We start from the raw sequence: 21514 nt of genomic DNA, 5'->3' as shown, positions 1-21514 counted from the left end.
TTTCAGCACTCACCCCCTAAAATTGGTAAAAGGCCTTACACCCGACGTCTGACAACATGGAAGTCAAATTTATCTGCACGGAAGTAATTGACAGAGTATAAGACAGCGTTGTCATTTTGATCATAATGCATCTGCTTCAACACAAGTAGAGAAGTCTCTGGTGGACATTCAAGGATCTCTGAAACCCTTTCGTGGTAACCGACCGGTTCGATATGTGTAACCGCATACAAAACACGTCGATTTGATTCCTTTTCAAGCAAGTTGAAAAGAGACTCTTCCTCAGTCGTCTTCTGATTCACTGGCATGAACTTCGCTGGAATCTGATCCAGGCAGTATACGACAGGTCGTCCATCTGCTGTACGTACACGCTCCACAACGACCAATTGTTCGTCTTCCTCTGTATTGAAACGTTGCAGCTCTTCCTCCGTAACGTCCCTAGTATCTGAACTTAGAAAATTCGTACCCGGGCTTTTACCGCCACGTTCGATCATTTCAGTGACACTGAAAAGCTCTTCGATTCCAGATGAAAAGACCGCACGAGAACGTACGAATGTACCGACACCATGGCGTCTGACTACGACGTTTTCATCTTCTAGGATCCGTAAAGCTTCCCTGAGGGTCGCTCTGCTGATCCCGAGTTGTTTAGAGAGTTCGAATTCACTTGGAAGCCGCTCCCCCTCTTCGTAAACACCTGCTTCAATATCTTTCTTCAATCGATCTATTACCTGCAAATATAATAGACGATGGTCCGTTTTAATGGTCACACGTCTTCACCTCAGAAGTACTACTAATCTATTTAATTTAACAATATTCGACAATACTATATCATTTTTACAACAATAAATAAATACTAATTTTACAGAATAGGAAAAAATGTTACACGAATGTTTCAAAAAGTACACTCAAATTCATAAATTAGATGACAATCGAGTGACCTTGTCAGAACTTCCACAGGATGTGGTGACTTCGAGGTTCTCCACAGGACGGACTTGTACAGTATGTACTGACTTCGACGTTCATCACAGGATGTGATGGTACTTAGTCGAAGATCCTTTAGTGGTGAAAGCTGCTGTAGGGTCTCGCCTGGCTCGCTTTTCCCGCTGGAGTGTCGAAAATTTTTAAAATAAAGAAAAGAATTTAAAAACGACCATTCATTTCGTAACGGGTTCACTTGTGAGGTGCAAAACGCAAAATCACAGACTGAATCACAAGGTATAACACATACTTCTTGAATCCACTCTTGAGTCTTAATGGATCCAGTTACTTATTGATAATTGATGAAGAATGACTAATTCATATATCTAACGGACATTGAGGACCTTATTTCTATACATTATTCACTTTTACTAAACCTAACGGACATATGGTACCTTATTTGGGCCAAAATCATTAAAAACCATATACTTTTTAAAGAATAGCGTCTCTGATGTCCGTTTGCACCCCGAAATGAGCGTTTTTGTCACAAATAACGGATCTCCTGTCCGTACAACACAAATCACACCTATATTCACAGCCCTCCAATAATTATTTCAGCCCTGTGAAATGGTATGTGAATTCATATGTTATGTAGGCACAAAAGTTTAGGGAAGGGCTGATATAACAATAAAAAACGCACTGTGAATTTCATTGTGAAATCCAGTGCGTTTCTCTTTGATATTTACTTGTTTGCACCTCTGAAGTAAACACGTTATTCATCTCGAATGGTCGTCTTTCTTGTGTTAACTGGATGAGGCATCTTGATCATGATGTGAAACTAGCACTTCACGTGGTTTGCTGCCTTCATATGGCCCGACGATCCCCCTCGCTTCCATTGCGTCGATGAGTCGCGCAGCACGGGTATACCCGATTCGGAATCGTCTTTGAAGCATAGAAACTGAAGCGGTCTGCATGTCGAGAATCAAACTGACCGCATCATCGAACAATTCATCCTCGACATCTTCAACCTTTTGTTCAGGTTCATCTGTAGGAATCATTTCTTCTTGGTATTTTGCCTTCTGTTGACCGATGACAAAGTCGACGACATCTTGTACCTCTTCATCCGACAAGAACGCTCCTTGCACCCGTGTCGGTTTGTTTGCTCCAATCGGGAAGAACAGCATATCCCCTTTTCCGAGTAATTTTTCTGCTCCACCCATATCGAGTATCGTCCTTGAATCGGTTGAAGAAGAGACACTGAACGCTATTCGTGATGGAATATTCGCCTTGATGACACCTGTGATGACGTCCACTGAAGGTCGCTGGGTTGCAATGATCAAATGAATGCCTGCTGCACGAGCCATCTGAGCCAGTCGAGTGATTGCATCCTCAACATCACCCGATGCGACCATCATCAGATCCGCCAGCTCGTCAACGATGACGACGATGTATGGTAATAAGGCTTGCTTCGCCTCTGATTCTTCATCATTCTTCCGTTTGATCATATTGTTGTAACCCTCGATATTCCTTGCGCCACTATGGGAGAACAACTCGTAACGACGTTCCATCTCATTGACGACGCGTTTCAGTGCCTGTGCGGCTTTCTTCGGTTCCGTTACCACAGGAGCCAGAAGGTGTGGAATGCCGTTGTATACATTCAGTTCGACCATTTTAGGATCGATCATCATCATTTTCACTTCATGCGGTTTCGCTTTCAACAAGATACTCGTGATAATTCCGTTTACACATACACTCTTACCACTACCCGTTGCACCTGCGATGAGCAAGTGCGGCATCTTGCTTAAATCCGCTAAAATAGGCTCTCCTGAGATGTCACGACCTAATCCGATCGTCAGCTTCGAATTGAGATCATTCCGTTTCGTATCAACGACCTCTCGTAGAGAAACCATTGAAACTTCCTGGTTCGGGACTTCGATACCGATTGCGGATCGTCCTGGAATAGGAGCTTCAATCCGTAAATCTTTCGCAGCGAGAGCTAAAGCCAGATCATCCGTCAGATTGACGATTTTACTGACCTTGACACCGATAGCCGGTTGAACCTCATACTTTGTCACCGCAGGCCCTAAGTGGACTTTGACGACTTTAGCTTTCACGCCGAAGCTTTCGAAAGTTCTTTCCAGTTTTCTCGTATTTTCAGATACATGTTGTCTTTCTCGATGTTGACCCGCCTTCACTGGACGGCTGAGCAGATCATACGATGGCAATTCATAAGACTCATTTTCCACTTCCGCTATTGAGAAACCAGGTGACTCTTCAGTGGATTCAGGTGCCTTCCCTTTATTTTGGGATGAATCGGACATCTCTTTTTTCTGTGCAGCAGTTTGGTTAGCCGCTTTCTCTTCTTTCAGCTCTTCGAATTCGAAAGCCCCTTGATACACATTTTCGTTATATTCCTGAATGATCGGTTCTGTATAAGTCTCTTCCTCTGACACTTTTTCTTCTGGAACAGGAGGCTTTCTCTCACTCGTTCGCTTCCCTCTCGACTTCCGCTCTTTTGTACGTTCCGCTTTTTTCTCCTCTTTCTTACTTTCAAAATGCTCTTTCCAGTCCGAATATGTATGCACGATGAAATTTTTCATTGGAACGACGATCTTTGATAATATATCGCTCATTGAGAGACCTGTAATCAGAAGTACAGCTATGACCCACATGAAAAAGATGATGACCTGGGTCCCTTCAGGTGCGAATAAGACGTAAGTGAATGCAAATCCAATAGCTCCAATCATTCCTCCGCCAAGGTCAGCTGTACCCGGTGCTGCCCCTTGCTGCTGGATGAAGAGCTCCCAAGTATTCTGGATGACAGAAGGGTTTTCCCATTCTCCGTTCCGGGTAAGCAGTTCGAACAGCTTCACATGACTTTGTAGTAGCAGTCCAAGCACAAACAAGTATATACCTGCTAGTCTTCTAGTGAAGAATGCAGGCCACGAACGTTTCCAGATCACGTACATGGATAAAATGAATACGCCAAGCAACAGCAGGCCATACCATTCACCACCTAAGAGCTTGAATAAGTTCGCGAATACACGCCCGACTCTACCAAACTCTGCTGCAGCAATCAATGTCAAGGCTAAAAGCGACAATCCGAACAATTCAAAGGTCAATTGAGACTTCCAGCTTGATGACTTTTTATTTTTTTTCTTTCGTTTCGCCATGATTTCACCTCTCTTGGTATATCCATCTATAGATGTATGTGGTGTTTATTACACGAGGTTATGTAGTGGAAAAGGGTTGGCCCTTTCCATCTGATAAGACATGGGCCAACCCTTGAGTAGTGTTATTATATCATACAGAATTACAGCGAACTAGAAGGATTTTGATCTGGGGCGACGGTCATTTTCAACACTGTGCCTGGCTGTAGATTCGCATCCAGATAATGAGCGGGGTCCGTGCTCATCATCCTTACGATTCTGCAGTCTTGATTCTCCAGCTGCTCAACCATCAAAGGTATGCCGTTCATCTCGATCATTGAATGTTTTTCAAAATCGGACTGGACTGCACTGAAAACGACTTCGTGAGGCATCGATGTGTAAAGTATCATTGGACGAGATCCTGTTCTTCGTTCGGTCTCTTCGCTTCGATCAGCTCATTCAACTTTTTCATCGCTGCACCGACCCCGCCTACCTCGTCGATCAGTCCATAAGCGACTGCATCATCACCGATTACATTGGTTCCGATATCCCTTGTCAAATTTCCTTTAGAGAGCATCAATTCTTTGAACTTCTCTTCTTCAATGTTCGAATGTCTCATTACGAAACTGATGACACGTTCCTGCATTTTATCAAGGTATTCGAACGTTTGAGGCACCCCGATCACCAGTCCGGTCAAGCGAACCGGATGGATCGTCATCGTAGCTGTTTCTGCGATGAAAGAATAATCCCCTGAAACCGCAATCGGTACGCCGATCGAATGACCTCCACCAAGGACCAGACACACTTTCGGTTTTGATAAGGAAGCGATCATTTCAGCTATCGCAAGTCCCGCTTCCACATCCCCACCAACAGTATTGAGGATGACAAGTAAGCCTTCAATCTTCGGGTTCTGTTCAATGGCAACCAACTGAGGAATCATATGTTCATATTTCGTCGTTTTGTTGTTTGGAGGGAGTTGTACATGACCTTCTATCTGTCCAACTATCGTCATACAATGGATGTTCGATTGTTCCATTTGGGGAACATTGGTCTGACCCATTTGTTGGATTTTATTGATCAGACTAGATGAACCCTCTTTGTTTTGATCTTGTTTTTTCGGCTTATCCGGTTGAGATGGTTGAGATGGATTGGTCGGAGAAACCGTCTTCTGATCGTTAGGCTGTTCGTTCATGATGGACTCCTTTCACGACTTACTTTGGTCTCCTTATAGTATTGTCATAATCGGTTTCTTTCTATCCATCTGAATCCCTTGTACTTTTAACGTATCTGACCTTCAGAACAACCATAGAAAAGAGGATGATCTCTTGAGACCATCCTCTTATAATATGGATTCTATTTTACTTTAGCGAAGTCATTCAACAATGAATTCAATCTTACTCGTTCTTGCTCAGATAAAGGTATGAGCGGAAGTCTTACACCGCCAACATCGATACCTAATATCTGCAATGCCGTTTTCACGGGTGTCGGACTAGGTGCAGAGAACATTTCGTTCATAACTGGTAACAACTTACCGTGCAATTGTGCTGCCTTCTTCACATCACCTTCTGAATAAGCTGCAATCATGCTCTGCATTTCATTTCCGACTACGTGAGCGGCTACGGATACGATGCCGTCTCCTCCGATCGATAACGTCGGTAGGGTCAATGTGTCATCTCCACTGTAAACTTTAAAATCATCCGCTGTTTTCGTAATGATTTCTGTAATTTGATCCAAATCCCCACTCGCTTCTTTTACACAAACGATGTTGTCGATTTCAGATAATCGAACGATCGTATCAACGGACAAATTGACAATGGAACGTCCAGGAACGTTATAAAGCATAACTGGAAGCTTAGTCGTTTCCGCAATGGATTTAAAATGAAGATAAAGCCCTTGTTGATTCGGTTTATTGTAATAAGGAGCCACTAGCATGACAGCATCAACACCTGCTTCTTCCGCTTGCTTCGTCAGCTCGATGGAAGCATGGGTGTTGTTACTACCTGTACCAGCGATAACTGGGACTCTTTTTTGCACGACTTTCACGACATGTTTGAAGAGGGCTACTTTCTCTTCTTTCGTCAAAGTCGGTGACTCTCCTGTCGTTCCAGCAATCACTAGACCATCTGAACCGTTCTTGATCAAGTACTCGATCAATTTAGTCGTCTTGGAAAAGTCGATATTGCCTTTATGGTCGAAAGGCGTCACCATTGCAGTCAAAATTTTTCCGAAATTCATTTCGATATCTCCTCCTTATAGAAAATTAGATGAAATCTCCTTTTTCAAGCGCAAATACTTGATGTAGTGCATTTACCGCATCAATCATATCATCTTCTTGCACCAATACCCAGATCGTCGTATGGGAATCGGCAGATTGTAGAATATGGATGCCTTTTTGGGAAAGTGCTTCGACGATTTTGGCTGTAACTCCCGGTACCCCAGCGATACCCGCACCTACTGCAGAGACTTTTGCACAATTACGCTGTATATCCGCTTCATACCCTAAATCCTTCAAGATTGAAACCGCTACGTCTGTAAGGTGACCGTTAATCGTATAAATCACACCGCGTGGACTGATATTGATGAAGTCCACACTGATCTGTCTTTCCGCCATGGCCTTGAAGATCTTGGATTGGAATTCGTAATCTCCTTCAGGAGCTTGCACCTTGATCTGTGTGACACCCGCAACATGAGCGATCCCTGTGATCAAGCGGTCCTCGATATCTCGACCTGCTCCATCTCCGGTAGTAGAAGTAACAAGTGTACCTGGATGGTCACTGTAGGTTGAACGGATGCGGATCGGTACCTTCGCTTGCATCGCAATTTCAACTGCCCTTGGGTGGATAACCTTTGCTCCCTGGTACGCCATATTACAAATTTCGTTGTAAGTGACAACATCAAGTGGTCTTGCATCCTGTACGATCCGAGGATCGGCTGTCATGACACCTTCTACATCTGTAAATATATCAATGACTTCTGCCTTAAGAGCTGCACCGAGTGCTGCTGCAGATGTATCACTGCCTCCACGTCCAAGAGTCGTTATATCCCCTTCATCCGATTGACCTTGGAATCCTGCCACTACGACAACATCCAATTCCTCGAATGCTTGGAGAATCTTTTTACAGTCCATTTCCATAATTTTAGCGTTCATGTGTTCAGCGTTGGTTTTAAAACCTGCCTGTGCGCCAGTAAATGCTATGGAAGATACACCTTGTTGCTTCATCAGATTAGAAAAAACGACGGAAGATATGATCTCGCCACAAGACATGAGTAAATCTGTTTCCTTTGGACTGATGTCTGTCGGGTTGCCAGTGATCAAACCAAGCAATGTATCGGTAGCATAAGGATCGCCTTTACGTCCCATCGCTGAAACGACTACAACGACTTTGTTACCGTTGCTTACAGCATTCGTTACGTGTTGTACGGCACGATCCCGACCATCTTCCGTTTTCAATGACGTGCCGCCGAATTTTTGTACGACGATATTCATGAAAGCACCTTCTTCATTTCAATAAATTCAATTTCACTAAGCTTTCAGCAATCTGTACGGAGTTCAGTGCTGCTCCTTTAAGGAGGTTATCCGACACGACCCACATGTGGAACCCGTTCTTGCGATCCAGGTCTTTGCGGATTCTACCTACGAATACATCATCTTTACCGACACAATTCGCTGGCATCGGATAAAGCTGTTCAGAAGGATCATCTTGTAATGTTACGCCTTCAGCTTCTGCCAATAAGGACTTCATGTCAGCAACCGAAACATTTTCATCGTCTATCTCAATGTATACCGACTCTGAATGTCCTGTCTCAACCGGTAACCGTACACAAGTAGCTGCAACTTCGAGCTCTTGCATGCTCATGATCTTCTTCGTTTCATTGATCATTTTCATTTCTTCGAATGTATACCCGTTATCTTGGAATTTATCGATTTGGGGTACAGCATTGAAAGCGATTTGATAGTGCTTTTTATCACCTGAAACAGGCAATACTTCTGGTGTGAACTCTTCACCATTCAAAATGGACTGCGTCTGATCATTCATTTCATCGATCGCTTTCGCTCCTGCACCGGATACAGCTTGATACGTAGAAACGATTACTTTCTTCAGACCGTATTTTTGACGGATTGGTTCTAAAGCAACGACCATCTGGATCGTTGAACAGTTCGGATTGGCGATGATGCCATTATGATTCTTCAATGCATCTTCATTTACTTCAGGTACTACAAGTGGCGTATCAGGGTCCATGCGGAACGCACTCGTATTATCGACCACAATCGCGCCTCGTTTCGCCGCCTCTGGTGCCAGCTCCTTCGAGATAGAACCGCCTGCAGAGAACAACGCAAGTTGCACCCCTTCAAATGCTTGGGGTGTGGCTTCTTCAATCATATATTCATTTCCATTGAATTGCATTTTCTTTCCGGCAGAACGTTTACTTGCTAATAACTTGAGAGAAGCGATCGGAAAGTTCCTTTTTGCTAATGTGTTCAGCATCTGTTGACCTACTGCTCCAGTAGCTCCAACGACTGCGACGTTAAATCCTTTATTTGAATCCAAAATCTGTCCCTCCTCATAAATCTTGCTCTGTGAATGACTTTGACCTATCTTGTGAATATGATAACTGCAAATCTTCAAGAACGATAGAAGGAGAAACAAGATCGTTTCTCCTGAAATACTTGGTCATATTGTCATTTATTTTACCATATCATTGAGTACAGAGGTATGGTTTTGTTTACGATTATACTTGGCTTCCTCTGTTCTTCTATTCATATATTCGTAAGACAGGTTGTAATTGTTGACCATCAAGTGCAGCTTCTACGGTTTCAAGGAGTAGATCCATATGTGCGACTAATGAATTCGGTTTTTTGTTCGGCGAATCTTGACCATATGGGATAAAAAAGATATTTTTCGTCGACATCAATCTCATGATGTTGACCCCGTTCAATCCGAGTCCATCGTTTGTAGAAATACCAAGAACAACTGAATTCAGATTACGCATGGTCGCTTTTGCTGCCATCAAGACGGGAGAATCTGTCATCGCATTAGCAAGCTTACTGATGGAATTTCCAGTCAACGGCGCAATCACCATACAATCCAATGGTGTTTTCGGACCGAATGGTTCCGCTTTGACGATCGAATTCACAACTTCGTTACCTGTCATTTCTTCGATTTTACGAATCCAGTCTTCACCTTCACCGAATCTTGTCGTCGTATTTTGGACGGTATAGGTGGCGAACGGCGTCACTTTTGCACCAGCATCCAACAATCTTTGGATTTGCGGAACGACTGCATCATACGTGCAATGGGATCCTGTCAATCCAAAGCCGATGTGTTTCCCTTCAAGTTTCATTCTACTTACCCCTTCCCCATATTCCTTTCTTCCATAAGTAGTTGTGTCAACACGTTTGCAATGATCTTACCAGCTGTCTTAGGCGCGACAATTCCCGGTAATCCTGGAGCAAGCATAGCTTTTATGCCCCTTTTCTCTGCAAAACGAAAATCCGTACCTCCTGGCTTGGAGGCAAGGTCGATGATTAGGGTATGAGATGGTATTTTAGATATGACATTGGAAGTGATGATCGGTGCTGGAATTGTATTGATACATACATCAACGGCGTCCACTTCATTTTCCAGGTTGCTAAGATAAAATGGTCTGAATCCCATTTCAGTAATACGTGCGATATGCTCAGATCTTCGAGCTCCGACGGATACATTCGCCCCTAGATTGGCGAATGTCCTCGCAACCGTAAATCCGACTCTGCCAAAACCAAGCACCGCGATATTGGATTGGTGAATGGTGAAATCGGTGTTCTGGATGACCATCATGATGGTTCCCTCCACAGTGGGTATCGCATTGTAGATGGCTACATCATCACGCTCAAATAGTTTAATATGCTTTCGGCCGGCACCATTGGTACAACCCGTCAGATAAGGATTGCTTATACCTGAAAAAACGGTGCAGTCCTTTTTCGTTTTTTTAAGGAACTCTTCTGTAAACTGGATTTTTTTGTTGGAGAAGATCGTTTCAACCTCACCATTCGGACCGCTGCCGCTTACAGGCAGAATCAACGCATCCAATTCACTGATTGGTAATTCATCGAGATCCATTTTCGTCGCTCCTGTAAAGCCGTGATCGAGTTGGTCGAATCCGACTAAATAGAGGCGTGCGTCTAATTCAGTCAGCTTCCTGATGACCTCCAGCTGACGAGCATCTCCACCTATGATGGCTGCTTTAATTCCTGTTAACATCGTTCCTCCCCTTTCTCATTCGTCGTATGTTACGGAGGAATAATATACTTGAGTGCTGATTCTTCAACATCATATGAAGAAGATACTTGCAAGGTGATTATTTATATTCGGATTGCACATCGGCTTCTGAAGGGTCAACCAGAATCGTTTCTTCACCTACACGATAGATCTTATTCCACCTGAATTGTATGATGGTCTTTCTCTTTCGCAAACCGTTCCATTGGGTAAGTGGGATCTCCAACGTATCAATATACCCGGCATTTTCATCTATGATGAATTCCGCATACGATAAGACCCCCAACTTTTCTCCCTTCGTATAATCAATGAGTTCTTTTCCAAGAATTTCACTTAATCTCATGTTCGCTCCCCCTTCAAGCATGTCATTCTATATATATGTCCACATGTAGGGAGAAATCCACATCTTGACTCGAAAAATAGGATGAATGGTTGAAGGATACGAGCGATTAAATCATTATGATTTATTCCATTCCAAAAGAAAAGTGTCAAATCCCTTGTTGGGATCAGACACTTTCGTACGATTTGTTCATTAATGAGGAAAACTCTTCGGAAATTCCCCGCTCGGACTGATCAATGAACTTGAGAAGTCCCCAGCAAAGATTCGATGAATCAGTTGATCAACGTTCTTCTTATTGACGCCATCAATACTTTGAAGGATTTCATCCAATGTCCGTTGCTTTTTCAGCATCAGTTCATGCTTACCGTTACGACTCATACGGCTGTTCGTACTCTCAAGACTCAACATGAGACTACCTTTGATCTGTTCTTTGCTGTTCGCAACTTCCTTTTCTGAAACGCCGTCCTCTTTCAACGTTCCGATGATGGAGGAAATGGTCTCATACACTTCATCCAGTTGTCCTGGTGCGGTGCCTGCATATATGTTGAAGACCCCCGTATCCAGATGTGCGGAATGATAGGAGAATACTGAATATGCAAGACCTTTCTGTTCCCTGACTTCCTGGAACAACCGGCTACTCATACTGCCTCCGAAAATATTGTTCAAAACAATCAAATCGAAGATACTGTCATCTCCCACAGGAAGACCCTCAAACCCCATGCACATATGAGCTTGCTCGGTATCTTTCTTTCTAGCTTTCTTTTCCGTACAGAAAGAAGGTTTGACCGCTTCAGGTTTCGTACTTGTAGAAGTGTATCCACCGAAGTGCTCCTCGACTTCTTTAATAAGAGCATCGTCTACATTTCCAGCAATGGATATGACGACATTGTCAGGTGTATAATACTCTTCCATATACTTACGTAACGTTTGACCATTGAATGAGTTCAACGTTTCTTCCGTACCTAAAATCGGATAAGCAAGCGGATGGTGATGATAAGTCGCTTGGCTCAATAAGTCATGGACAATATCATCAGGGGTATCTTCGTACATTTTGATTTCTTCTAGGACGACATTCTTTTCCTTCAATAATTCATTCTCATCAAATGTAGAGTTAAAGAACATATCCGCTAAGGTTGCAAGAGCATTGGAAGCATGGTTATCCAACACTTTGGCGTAATAACACGTATATTCTTTCGAGGTGAATGCGTTCACCTGTCCTCCGATCGAATCGAAAGACTCTGCTATTTCCCTTGCATTCCGTGTCTTGGTTCCCTTGAAGAACATATGCTCAAGGAAATGTGAGATGCCATTGTTGTCTTGTTGTTCAAAACGAGAGCCCGTACCGATCCAGATCCCAATTGCAACGGAGCGTACACTCGGTATGTGCTCTGTAATAATTCGTACACCATTTTTACACGTATGTTTCGTTATCAATCTGTCTCCTCCTAAGTCAGTACAGGAAAGTTATGTAGGTAATTTGGTTCTAGCACTTAGAACCACTATACCATTTAAGCTATCATTCGACAATTACTTGGAAACATCAGACTTTTGTTCGGGCTTGACGATCCGTTTTTCACTCATTAACTGGGAAACTGTGCCGATCGTATACCCCTTCGATTGAATGTCTACAATCATCCTTTCGAGACCCTTTGCTGTAGAAGAAGTCGGATGCATGAGTATCATCGCTCCAGGATGGACCTTAGATACGACTCTTGCTGCCATCTCATTCGGATCTGGCTTTCTCCAATCGACCGTGTCTACAGACCAGAGAATCGTGTACATATCCATCTGGTTCGCAATTTGTACGACATCCTCTCTGAAGCTTCCGCTAGGAGGGGCGAACCACTTTGGCGTTTCTTTCAATGTGCTTTCAATGATCTCATTCGTTTTACGGATTTCTTCAGTGATCCTATCGTTCGACAAACGACTCATGTCAGGATGGGAATAAGCATGATTCCCGATTTCATGACCTTCTTCATAAATGATTTTGGCAAGATCTTGATTTTTCTTGACCCAGGATCCATCCAGGAAGAAAGTCGTATGTACTTTATGCTTTTTCATCGTTTCCAGGATTTCTGGCAAATACTCATTTCCCCACGCTACATTGACAAGGAATGTGACCATCGGTTTATTCGGGTTCCCTTTGTAAATAGGGGAAGGTGGTAAATCTTCCAAAGAAACTTCAGGTGGCGTCTGTTTATATACAATCAATGATTCATCAAATTCCCCTTTTTTCTTCATTCTTTTATAGGAAGCATCTTCATCCACAGAAAAACCATTATATCCGGGAATTGCTTTCCAGACTGGATCAATCCTTGCATTTACAGGCTGGATGTTATGCTCAGCCGCAAAAGATTCAATTTCTTTCCGTAAAGGTTCTTTCACTGCATTCGCAGTAACAGTCAAGGTATCTTCCTTCAATGTAGTCAAGTATCGGTCCGTCAGTGGGTTTTGGACACTTGTATAGGAAATCAATAAAATGATCAACACACCGAGTACTATAGGAGCATTTTTTCTCACCTGAGCTCACTCCTTCCTATAGTCACATTATGAAAGAGCAGGACAGGTTAGAACATGTGCCCATAAGGGGTTAGAAAGCAAAAAAAAAAAGAGGCGGATTCAACATCCGTCTCTTACTTTTGTTCCTGTGCTTTTTTCTGTTCTTTCAAAACAGCTTTTCGAGATAAGTTCACTCGACCTTGGTTATCGATTTCCGTCACTTTGACAAGAAGTTCATCACCGAGCTTCACAACGTCTTCAACTTTTCCGATCCGTTCTTCTGCTAGTTCAGAAATGTGGACGAGACCGTCTTTACCGCTGAACAATTCGACGAAAGCTCCGAATTTCTCAATCCGCTTGACTTTACCTAGATACATCTCTCCAACTTCAACTTCACGAACGATATCTTCAATTGTTTCTTTCGCTTTCGTGTTCATCGCTTCATTCGTTGATGCGATGAAGATTGTACCATCTTGTTCAATATCGATTTTAACACCAGTTTCTTCAATGATCTTGTTGATGATCTTACCGCTTGGACCGATTACATCACGGATCTTATCCGGCTTGATTTTCATCGTCAAGATTTTCGGAGCATATTCAGACAATTCTTTTCTAGACTCACCTAACGTACTGAGCATGGAATCTAAAATTGCCATTCGCCCATCTCTAGCCTGGAACATTGCTTCTTTCAATACTTCCTGGCTAATACCAGAAATCTTAATATCCATTTGAAGCGCTGTAACACCTGTTGCTGTTCCCGCAACTTTAAAGTCCATATCACCAAGGTGGTCTTCCATACCTTGAATATCCGTTAAGACCGTTACATCTTCTCCATCACTGATCAGACCCATCGCAATTCCTGCAACTGGTGCTTTAATCGGAATACCTGCATCCATCATTGCTAGAGTACTTGCACAAATACTTGCCTGTGAGGAAGAACCGTTTGATTCAAGAACTTCACTTACAAGACGGATCGTATAAGGGAACTCTTCTTCAGATGGGATGACGACTTCTAGAGCCCGTTCTCCTAAAGCACCATGGCCGATTTCACGACGACCCGGTCCACGCATGAATCCAGTTTCCCCGACACTGAACGGAGGGAAGTTATAATGATGCATGAAACGCTTAGATTCTTCAATATCCAGTCCGTCCAACACTTGAACGTCCCCTAAAGCACCTAGCGTACAGATGCTCAACGCTTGAGTCTGTCCACGAGTGAACAAGCCAGATCCGTGCGTTCTAGGCAACAATCCTACATCAGAAGAAAGTGGTCTGATTTCATCAACCTTACGACCATCAGGACGTAACTTATCTTTAAGGATAAGACGCCTTACCTCTTTCTTGATGATTGTATGTAAGATTTCCTTCGCTTCACCAGCTTTTTCTTCATCTTCCTCATAATGTGTTGCTACTTTTTCAGCCACTTGATTCAATGCTTCTTGTCGAGCATGCTTTTCAACGACTTTAACTGCTTCTTTAACATCATTAAGGAAAAGTCCAGAAACTTCTTCCGTTAATTCTTCATCCAATTGATGAAGGGTGACTTCCATTTTCGGCTTACCGATTTCTTCTGCAATCTTTTCTTGGAATGCAATCAAGCGTTTGATTTCTTCGTGACCGAACATGATTGCTTCAAGCATCACTTCTTCCGGCACTTCATCTGCGCCTGCTTCAACCATATTGATTGCATTTTTCGTACCTGCGACGATCAGGTTGATGTCACTATTGTCTTTTTGTTCGATAGTCGGGTTGATGACGAATTCCCCATCAATTCTTCCGACGGTAACACCTGCAATCGGACCTTCAAATGGAATATCCGAAATCGTCAACGCAAGTGATGATCCGAACATTGCTGCCATTTCAGAAGAACAATCCTGATCCACACTCATCACCGTACTGACGACTTGTACTTCATTACGGAATCCATCTGCGAATAAAGGACGAATCGGGCGATCGATCAAACGGGAAGCCAATACAGCTTTTTCACTTGGACGACCTTCACGCTTGATGAATCCTCCAGGTATCTTACCGACAGCATATAGACGTTCTTCATAATTTACTGTAAGTGGGAAGAAGCTAAGGTTCTTAGGTTCTTTGGACGCTGTAGCCGTTGATAGTACAGCTGTATCGCCGTAACGTACCATGACGGATCCGTTGGCCTGCTTAGCTAAGTTTCCAATTTCAAGGGTCAGCTTACGGCCAGCCCAATCAATGGAATAAACATGCTTGTTTTGCTCCATTTCTGCGAGAACTCCTCTCAAACTACATTGTATTAAGGTTACACTGTTCTATTATAACCCAAAAGTAGGTGTTCAAAAAGCCGACTCCCTTAAGAAATACAACTCCTAGGGCATACACACCTATTATGTATCCAAAAAACGTTTTAAAGCTAACAAAAAAGCGGGTATAAACCCCGCTTTTAAGTGACTATCGACGTAAACCAAGTTTGTTGATAAGAGTACGGTATCGAGTTACGTCTTTTTTACGTAAGTACGTTAACAAATTACGACGCTTACCAACCATTTTTAGTAGACCACGACGAGAGTGGTGATCTTTCTTATGAGTTCGTAGATGATCGTTCAATTCGTTAATTTGCTCTGTTAGGATAGCAATCTGTACTTCTGGAGACCCAGTATCGTTATCATGAGTCTTATACTCTGCAATCAAGTCGTTCTTTCGCTCTTGTGAAATAGCCATCCTTTTCACCTCCTTTTTCATTAATCCCCTTCTCCCTAGCAAACGTCGGTGAATCGTTGTGCCAAGAAGCGGTTCTGTACATTTAGTACAACTATTAGAATACAACTTTTTTCTAGTGAATGCAACCGATATATCCTATGAATTTTGCAGAACCTGTTTGGCTGCGTTTACATCCCTGGATATTTGTTCTTTCAGATCATCAATTGACGAAAATTTCTTTTCATCCCGTATGTGATCACGCCATTCGACAATGACATCTTCACCATATATGGATGCATCAAACGAAAACAAATGGACTTCAATACTTGGCTTGTCCGGTTGCTTTTCTTTGAAGGTAGGCTTATAGCCGACGTTGCAAACACCTGCATACCATTCTCCATTCACCTTCATTTTCACCGCATAAACACCGGTTTTCGGAATCATATACGTATCGGATAAATGGATGTTGGCAGTTGGAAAACCGATCGTGTGACCTCTGCTGTCTCCGTGTATGACCGTTCCTCTCACTTGATAGTTACGAGCGAGATATTTCGGTATCTCTTTGACTTGTCCTTCTTCAATCAAGGTTCGGATAAGCGTGGAACTTACTTTATGCCCATCAATGGATACTTTATTTACTACCGTATGTTCAAAAGCACCTCTCGAATGGAAAGGAAGGGTTTCCATCGTCCCTTCTCCTTTCTTACCGAAGGAAAAATCAAACCCTGCTACGACATGCTTAACATTGAAGCCGATGATGAATTCATCCACGAATTGCTGTGGTGTCAATGCAGCGAAAGCCTTATTGAAATGAACGATATATAAACGATCGATACCTAATTCTTCAATGACTTTCTGTTTATCTTCAACTGGGGTGATATGGGATTTTTCGGTTCGTTCCCTGCCTAATACGACGGAAGGGTGAGGGTCGAAAGTCATCACGGCCGATTCCAATCCTTTTTCATCTGCTATGGCTTTGGCTGTGCAGATGACTTCACGGTGCCCCATATGGATTCCGTCGAAGTAACCGATTGCCATAGCTGCTGGTTCGAATGTAAGTTGATCTTTTAATTGTGTGTGGTCAATCCTGTACGTTTTCAAATTTACCACCCTAAGTTCTATTTATGAATTTTGAGCACCTTTTCCGGTTTCACCCACCCCGGTCGATCGGGATGTGGTTTATAGATCGCTAGACACTCTCCACGTTCATTATAAACGGCTGTTCTAGGATTGGAAAGTTCTTTCGTCTCCTCAAGAACAGTACCATTCAAAATTTGCTTTTCCACTTCTTCTGATACCGTTGCAGACGGGAATATGGTCAACGCTTTTTCAATCGGCATTAACATCTCAGAGAAGGAGCGTTCTTCCTCTGCCAGTGCTTCAAGGTCTTCGAATGTAACAGTATCTTCCAATTTAAAAGGTCCCGATTGTGTGCGAATGAGCGAGGACATATGTGCCGGGACACCCATCGCTCTTCCGATATCCACTGCCAATGTTCTGATATACGTCCCTTTACTGCAGGTCACACGAATGTTGAATTCGATGTTCCCACTTTCCGGGTTCTTTTCAGGTCCACCGAGCCACTCAAGTGATAAGATGGTCACTTTCCGAGTCGGACGCTCGACCGAAATACCTACCCGTGCATATTCATAGAGCCTTTTCCCTTTCACTTTGACAGCCGAATACATCGGAGGGGTCTGCTCGATTTCACCTCGAAACGACTCTAATACCTTTTTGATCTTTCCCGAATCGATTTCATCCATCTCTATTTCCTCAACGACATCTCCAGTCTGATCTTCCGTTGTGGTGGACGATCCTAACGAGACGGTTGCTTCATAGGTCTTGTTATATGCACTCATATATTCCGCGACTTTCGTTGCACGATTGATACAGATTGGCAGCACTCCTGAAACCGCAGGATCCAATGTACCGGTATGACCGACCCGTTTCGTCTTGAGGATTTTCCTTAATTTCACCACACAATCGTGGGAAGTCATTCCTCTCGGTTTATGTAATGGGAGAATTCCATCTTCTTGCATCTCATACACCACCTCTGTACATCCATCTATCAATTAGCATGAAAAGGGAAAGAGGTTTCGCCCCTTTCCCTTTCCATTTTTATTCTCTGTTATCGTTGATTTCATCTAACAAGGTTTCAATCCTGTTTCCGTATTCAATCGAATGGTCGAATTGAAAAAGGATTTCAGGCGTTTTCCTTAGACGGATACGCTTTCCGATTTCGGATCGTATGAAACCTGTCGCTTTTGCGAGACCTGCAAGAGTATTCGCTTTTTCCTCTTCATCCCCGAAGACGGAAATGAAGATCGTTGCTTGCTGTAAGTCACCAGTGACTTCAACAGCCGTAACGGTTACGAAGCCTACTCTTGGATCTTTGATTTTTTGTCCGATGATTTCCCCGAGTTCTTTCTTCATTTGCTCTGCTACGCGATTCGCACGTACATTGCTCATACTTACACCTCATTTCATTTCAAGGAGCCTTATGAATTGGAATTTAAAAGAGTTCTATTGAGTATTCCCTCTTTACAGGAAAATTCACGTTTTGTGTACCGTTTAAACCTCTTATAATAATTCCATATCATAGGATGTCACTTGAAATTCCTCATAGCGATCGAACGATTCGAGAACTTTTTGTAGTTCTTTCTCGACCATCTGCTTATCTTTTGATATGGTCACGACGCCGATTTCAAAACGCTGCCATAGTTCGTGATGATCCGTTTCAGCAACGGCTACATTGAACTGGTTTTTAAGTCGTTGCATCACTTTTTTCACGACGGAACGTTTTTCTTTCAAAGAGTGAGCGTCAAAAATTTGACACTCACACTTCAAACTCCCGATCATTTCGGTTCTACTTCTTCCATGACATACGCTTCAATGATATCGCCTTCCTTGATATCATTGTACTTCTCAAGTGTAATACCACACTCATAACCAGTCGCTACTTCTTTTGTGTCATCTTTATAACGTTTCAACGTGTCTACTTCGCCTTCGAAGATGACTACGCCATCACGAATGAGACGCACTCCGGAATCACGAGTGATTTTACCTTCGGTTACATAACAACCTGCAATGGTTCCGACTTTGGAAACCTTGAACGTTGTACGCACTTCTACTTGACCGATAATCTTCTCTTGGAAGACCGGATCGAGCATACCCTTCATCGCAGACTCGATTTCATCGATTACGTTATAGATGATGCGGTGGAGGCGGATGTCGACCTTTTCTGCCTCAGCAGTACGTTTAGCATTGCTATCTGGACGTACGTTGAATCCGATGATGATTGCATTGGAAGCAGATGCCAGGATGATATCTGATTCTGCAATCGCACCTACACCGGTGTGGATGATTTTGACCTTCACACCTTCAACATCGATTTTCTGAAGCGAGCTAGCAAGTGCTTCGACCGATCCTTGAACGTCTGCTTTAAGGATGACATTGATTTCTTTAATGTCCCCTTCTTTAATTTGTTCAAAAAGGTCATCCAGATTCAATTTGGAGCTTTCTTTTCGTTGTTGTTCGATTTGACGCTTCGCACGTGTTTCTCCGATCGAACGAGCTTTCTTCTCATCCTTGAAGACTCTGAACTGGTCTCCTGCGTTCGGTACTTCATTCAAGCCCGTAATTTCAACAGGTGTAGATGGTCCCGCCACTTTAACACGACGTCCTAAATCATTGACCATCGCACGGACACGCCCGAATGTATTACCAACGACAATCGGGTCTCCTACCTCAAGCGTTCCTCCTTGGACAAGAAGGGTCGCAACAGGTCCACGACCTTTGTCAAGCTGTGCTTCGATGACTGTTCCGTTTGCAAATCGATCTGGATTAGACTTATGCTCTTCCACTTCTGCGACCAATAGGATCATTTCGAGCAATTCATCGATACCTTCACCACTTAGGGCAGATAGCTTGACGAAAATCGTGTCTCCTCCCCAGTCTTCAGGGATAAGACCGTGTTCTGTCAGCTCCTGCATGACTCGATCCGGGTTGGCACCCTCTTTGTCGATCTTGTTTACTGCAACGATGATCGGTACTTCAGCCGCTTTGGCGTGGTTGATCGCTTCAACCGTTTGTGGCATAACACCGTCGTCCGCTGCTACGACAAGAATCGTGATGTCCGTCACTTGTGCACCACGGGCACGCATCGTCGTAAAGGCAGCGTGACCTGGAGTATCTAAGAACGTGATCGGTTTATTATTTTCTTCAATCTGGTAGGCACCGATATGTTGTGTAATACCGCCTGCTTCACCCGCAGCAACCTTCGTCTTACGGATGGAATCGAGCAATGTCGTTTTACCATGGTCAACGTGTCCCATGATGGTTACGACAGGTGGTCGGATTGCAAGTTTATCTTCTTCTTCTTCAATCTCGTTTTCTTCGAAGTTCGTCTCATCAATGATGATTTCTTCTTCTACTTCAACATCGTAATCTGCAGCAACCAATTCAATCGTCTCTTTGTCAAGCTCTTGGTTGATCGTTGCCATCACGCCAAGACCCATCAACTTCTTGATGATATCAGAGCTTTCGAGATGCAACTTCTTCGCCAATTCTCCAACTGTAAGAGAGCCCTCGAACGTAATCTTTTCAGGTCTTTTCGGTTTAGGTGCTTCCTTACGCGGTTGTTGTTGCTGGTTGTGTGCAGGACGGTTGTTCTTCCCTTTACCACCACGAGGAGGTCGGTTATTACCGCCTTTATTGTTGTTGTTACGGTTGTTATTGTTGTTCCCTTTATTGAAGCTCTTACCTTGGTTGTTACCACTTGGACGGTTGGTGTTTCGTCTCTCACCGCCAGCTTCAGAATTGTTTGGTTTGTTCCCACGTTGTTCAGGTTTCTTCGAGTTTGGTCGATTGGCCTGATTGGATGGTTTTTGTCCCTTTTGTTCTTTCTTTTGTTCTGCTTTCGGTTGGAAGGCAGCATCCAATTTGTTCACGGTTGAATCTTCAATCGTGGACATATGGTTGGAGACTTCTATATTCATCGTCTTCAATTTTTGGATTACATCTTTACTTTGTACATTGTGTTTTTTTGCATATTCATAAACGCGCATCTTACTCATTTGGTCACCCCCAAAATTATTGATCGAATAAGGTTTTCATTTTTTCTGCAAATCCGTTATCGATCACTGCAACGGTTACCCGTTGTTCTTTCCCAATTGCGTTACCTAACTCGGTACGGTCAGGTACTGTATAATAAGGAACTTGATAGTAAGAACACTTATCTATCAATTTCTTTTTCGTATTGGCGGATGCGTCCTCTGCAAGCAAGATCATCTTGGCACGTTGGCTCCGAATTTCTTTAAGGACCAACTCTTCCCCTGAAACACATTTTCCAGCACGATTAGCCAATCCAAGTAAGGAATTCCATCTTGATTTCATCTATTCCCTCTTTTCTTCGACTTGGCTTTGCAATTCTTCGTACACTTCATCTGAAATAGGGGTATTCAATTGGTTCTGTAATGCCTTTTTCTTCTGTGCCAACTCAAAACATGAGACTTGGTCGCAGATGTAAGCACCTCTGCCCGATTTTTTACCGGTGAGATCAATTGAAACTTCTCCTTCAGGAGTACGGACGACACGAATGAGTTCTTTTTTCGGCTTGTTTTCCTGACAAGCGACACACTTTCGCATCGGTATTTTCCGCTTTTTCATCGTCTCCCTCT

The 21514-nt window shown here is 43.2% G+C and carries 21 protein-coding genes; all 21 read right to left on the bottom strand.

What is annotated here, in order from left to right; all coding sequences use genetic code 11:
* Window positions 1–35: 35 nt before the first annotated feature.
* A complete protein-coding gene (locus tag ACSVDE_RS05850) occupies window positions 36–764 on the bottom strand; it encodes a GntR family transcriptional regulator (RefSeq protein ID WP_439300002.1) in 729 nt (242 codons plus the stop codon).
* A gap of 954 nt (window positions 765–1718) precedes the next feature.
* Window positions 1719–4088, bottom strand: a complete 2370-nt coding sequence (locus ACSVDE_RS05845; RefSeq protein ID WP_439300001.1) for a DNA translocase FtsK — start codon at window positions 4086–4088, stop codon at window positions 1719–1721.
* Between the two features lie 140 nt (window positions 4089–4228).
* The gene (locus ACSVDE_RS05840; RefSeq protein WP_439300000.1) at window positions 4229–4474 is read right to left on the bottom strand and encodes a YlzJ-like family protein; all 246 of its coding nucleotides are present in this window, start codon (window positions 4472–4474) and stop codon (window positions 4229–4231) included.
* On the bottom strand, window positions 4471–5256 hold the full coding sequence (locus ACSVDE_RS05835; RefSeq protein ID WP_439299999.1) for a ClpP family protease: 786 nt from the start codon (window positions 5254–5256) through the stop codon (window positions 4471–4473). Before ACSVDE_RS05835 ends, ACSVDE_RS05840 begins: the two co-directional genes overlap by 4 nt.
* Window positions 5257–5417: 161 nt before the next feature.
* The gene (gene dapA, locus ACSVDE_RS05830) at window positions 5418–6299 is read right to left on the bottom strand and encodes a 4-hydroxy-tetrahydrodipicolinate synthase (protein ID WP_439299998.1); all 882 of its coding nucleotides are present in this window, start codon (window positions 6297–6299) and stop codon (window positions 5418–5420) included.
* A 25-nt stretch (window positions 6300–6324) separates the two neighbouring features.
* Window positions 6325–7551 carry an aspartate kinase gene (gene dapG, locus ACSVDE_RS05825; protein WP_439299997.1) on the bottom strand — a complete coding sequence of 409 codons (1227 nt, stop codon included), beginning with the start codon at window positions 7549–7551 and terminating at the stop codon, window positions 6325–6327.
* 13 nt (window positions 7552–7564) lie between these two features.
* A complete protein-coding gene (gene asd / locus ACSVDE_RS05820; protein WP_439299996.1) occupies window positions 7565–8614 on the bottom strand; it encodes an aspartate-semialdehyde dehydrogenase in 1050 nt (349 codons plus the stop codon).
* 205 nt (window positions 8615–8819) lie between these two features.
* Window positions 8820–9407, bottom strand: coding sequence for a dipicolinate synthase subunit B (dpaB, locus tag ACSVDE_RS05815; protein ID WP_439299995.1), 588 nt, complete (start codon window positions 9405–9407; stop codon window positions 8820–8822).
* Window positions 9408–9412: 5 nt separating this feature from the next.
* Window positions 9413–10306, bottom strand: coding sequence for a dipicolinic acid synthetase subunit A (dpaA, locus tag ACSVDE_RS05810; RefSeq protein ID WP_439299994.1), 894 nt, complete (start codon window positions 10304–10306; stop codon window positions 9413–9415).
* Window positions 10307–10403: 97 nt separating this feature from the next.
* Window positions 10404–10664, bottom strand: coding sequence for a YlmC/YmxH family sporulation protein (locus ACSVDE_RS05805; RefSeq protein ID WP_439299993.1), 261 nt, complete (start codon window positions 10662–10664; stop codon window positions 10404–10406).
* A 189-nt stretch (window positions 10665–10853) separates the two neighbouring features.
* Window positions 10854–12095, bottom strand: coding sequence for a M16 family metallopeptidase (locus tag ACSVDE_RS05800; protein ID WP_439299992.1), 1242 nt, complete (start codon window positions 12093–12095; stop codon window positions 10854–10856).
* A gap of 93 nt (window positions 12096–12188) precedes the next feature.
* On the bottom strand, window positions 12189–13181 hold the full coding sequence (locus tag ACSVDE_RS05795) for a polysaccharide deacetylase family protein (protein ID WP_439299991.1): 993 nt from the start codon (window positions 13179–13181) through the stop codon (window positions 12189–12191).
* A 113-nt stretch (window positions 13182–13294) separates the two neighbouring features.
* The gene (pnp, locus tag ACSVDE_RS05790; protein WP_439299990.1) at window positions 13295–15400 is read right to left on the bottom strand and encodes a polyribonucleotide nucleotidyltransferase; all 2106 of its coding nucleotides are present in this window, start codon (window positions 15398–15400) and stop codon (window positions 13295–13297) included.
* Between the two features lie 187 nt (window positions 15401–15587).
* On the bottom strand, window positions 15588–15857 hold the full coding sequence (rpsO, locus tag ACSVDE_RS05785) for a 30S ribosomal protein S15 (protein WP_221564435.1): 270 nt from the start codon (window positions 15855–15857) through the stop codon (window positions 15588–15590).
* 135 nt (window positions 15858–15992) lie between these two features.
* Window positions 15993–16937: a bifunctional riboflavin kinase/FAD synthetase gene (ribF, locus tag ACSVDE_RS05780; RefSeq protein WP_439299989.1), complete on the bottom strand. Its 945-nt coding sequence runs from the start codon at window positions 16935–16937 to the stop codon at window positions 15993–15995.
* Between the two features lie 17 nt (window positions 16938–16954).
* Window positions 16955–17875: a tRNA pseudouridine(55) synthase TruB gene (gene truB, locus ACSVDE_RS05775; protein ID WP_439299988.1), complete on the bottom strand. Its 921-nt coding sequence runs from the start codon at window positions 17873–17875 to the stop codon at window positions 16955–16957.
* Between the two features lie 79 nt (window positions 17876–17954).
* On the bottom strand, window positions 17955–18305 hold the full coding sequence (gene rbfA, locus ACSVDE_RS05770; protein ID WP_225065574.1) for a 30S ribosome-binding factor RbfA: 351 nt from the start codon (window positions 18303–18305) through the stop codon (window positions 17955–17957).
* 111 nt (window positions 18306–18416) lie between these two features.
* Complete coding sequence (locus ACSVDE_RS05765) at window positions 18417–18695, bottom strand: DUF503 domain-containing protein (RefSeq protein WP_439299987.1); 279 nt, start codon at window positions 18693–18695, stop codon at window positions 18417–18419.
* Window positions 18692–20911: a translation initiation factor IF-2 gene (gene infB, locus ACSVDE_RS05760; protein ID WP_439299986.1), complete on the bottom strand. Its 2220-nt coding sequence runs from the start codon at window positions 20909–20911 to the stop codon at window positions 18692–18694. Before infB ends, ACSVDE_RS05765 begins: the two co-directional genes overlap by 4 nt.
* A 16-nt stretch (window positions 20912–20927) precedes the next feature.
* Window positions 20928–21230: a YlxQ family RNA-binding protein gene (locus ACSVDE_RS05755; RefSeq protein WP_439299985.1), complete on the bottom strand. Its 303-nt coding sequence runs from the start codon at window positions 21228–21230 to the stop codon at window positions 20928–20930.
* Complete coding sequence (gene rnpM, locus ACSVDE_RS05750; protein ID WP_226550680.1) at window positions 21231–21503, bottom strand: RNase P modulator RnpM; 273 nt, start codon at window positions 21501–21503, stop codon at window positions 21231–21233.
* Window positions 21504–21514 lie beyond the last annotated feature (11 nt).

This window comes from Pseudalkalibacillus sp. Hm43 (assembly GCF_051842935.1).
GTDB lineage: Bacteria > Bacillota > Bacilli > Bacillales > Fictibacillaceae > Pseudalkalibacillus.
Note: the sequence above shows the minus strand (reverse complement) of the source record. Positions and strands in the feature narration are given on the sequence as shown.

Excerpts from the sequence above, each read along its gene's own strand:
- ACSVDE_RS05845 (WP_439300001.1), bottom strand. The coding sequence starts at position 4,088 with ATGGCGAAACGAAAGAAAAAAAATAAAAAGTCATCAAGCTGGAAGTCT.
- ACSVDE_RS05840 (WP_439300000.1), bottom strand. The coding sequence starts at position 4,474 with ATGATACTTTACACATCGATGCCTCACGAAGTCGTTTTCAGTGCAGTC.
- ACSVDE_RS05835 (WP_439299999.1), bottom strand. The coding sequence starts at position 5,256 with ATGAACGAACAGCCTAACGATCAGAAGACGGTTTCTCCGACCAATCCA.
- dapA (WP_439299998.1), bottom strand. The coding sequence starts at position 6,299 with ATGAATTTCGGAAAAATTTTGACTGCAATGGTGACGCCTTTCGACCAT.
- dapG (WP_439299997.1), bottom strand. The coding sequence starts at position 7,551 with ATGAATATCGTCGTACAAAAATTCGGCGGCACGTCATTGAAAACGGAA.
- dpaB (WP_439299995.1), bottom strand. The coding sequence starts at position 9,407 with ATGAAACTTGAAGGGAAACACATCGGCTTTGGATTGACAGGATCCCAT.
- dpaA (WP_439299994.1), bottom strand. The coding sequence starts at position 10,306 with ATGTTAACAGGAATTAAAGCAGCCATCATAGGTGGAGATGCTCGTCAG.
- ACSVDE_RS05805 (WP_439299993.1), bottom strand. The coding sequence starts at position 10,664 with ATGAGATTAAGTGAAATTCTTGGAAAAGAACTCATTGATTATACGAAG.
- pnp (WP_439299990.1), bottom strand. The coding sequence starts at position 15,400 with ATGGAGCAAAACAAGCATGTTTATTCCATTGATTGGGCTGGCCGTAAG.
- rpsO (WP_221564435.1), bottom strand. The coding sequence starts at position 15,857 with ATGGCTATTTCACAAGAGCGAAAGAACGACTTGATTGCAGAGTATAAG.
- truB (WP_439299988.1), bottom strand. The coding sequence starts at position 17,875 with ATGCAAGAAGATGGAATTCTCCCATTACATAAACCGAGAGGAATGACT.
- rbfA (WP_225065574.1), bottom strand. The coding sequence starts at position 18,305 with ATGAGCAATGTACGTGCGAATCGCGTAGCAGAGCAAATGAAGAAAGAA.
- ACSVDE_RS05765 (WP_439299987.1), bottom strand. The coding sequence starts at position 18,695 with ATGATCGGGAGTTTGAAGTGTGAGTGTCAAATTTTTGACGCTCACTCT.
- infB (WP_439299986.1), bottom strand. The coding sequence starts at position 20,911 with ATGAGTAAGATGCGCGTTTATGAATATGCAAAAAAACACAATGTACAA.
- ACSVDE_RS05755 (WP_439299985.1), bottom strand. The coding sequence starts at position 21,230 with ATGAAATCAAGATGGAATTCCTTACTTGGATTGGCTAATCGTGCTGGA.
- rnpM (WP_226550680.1), bottom strand. The coding sequence starts at position 21,503 with ATGAAAAAGCGGAAAATACCGATGCGAAAGTGTGTCGCTTGTCAGGAA.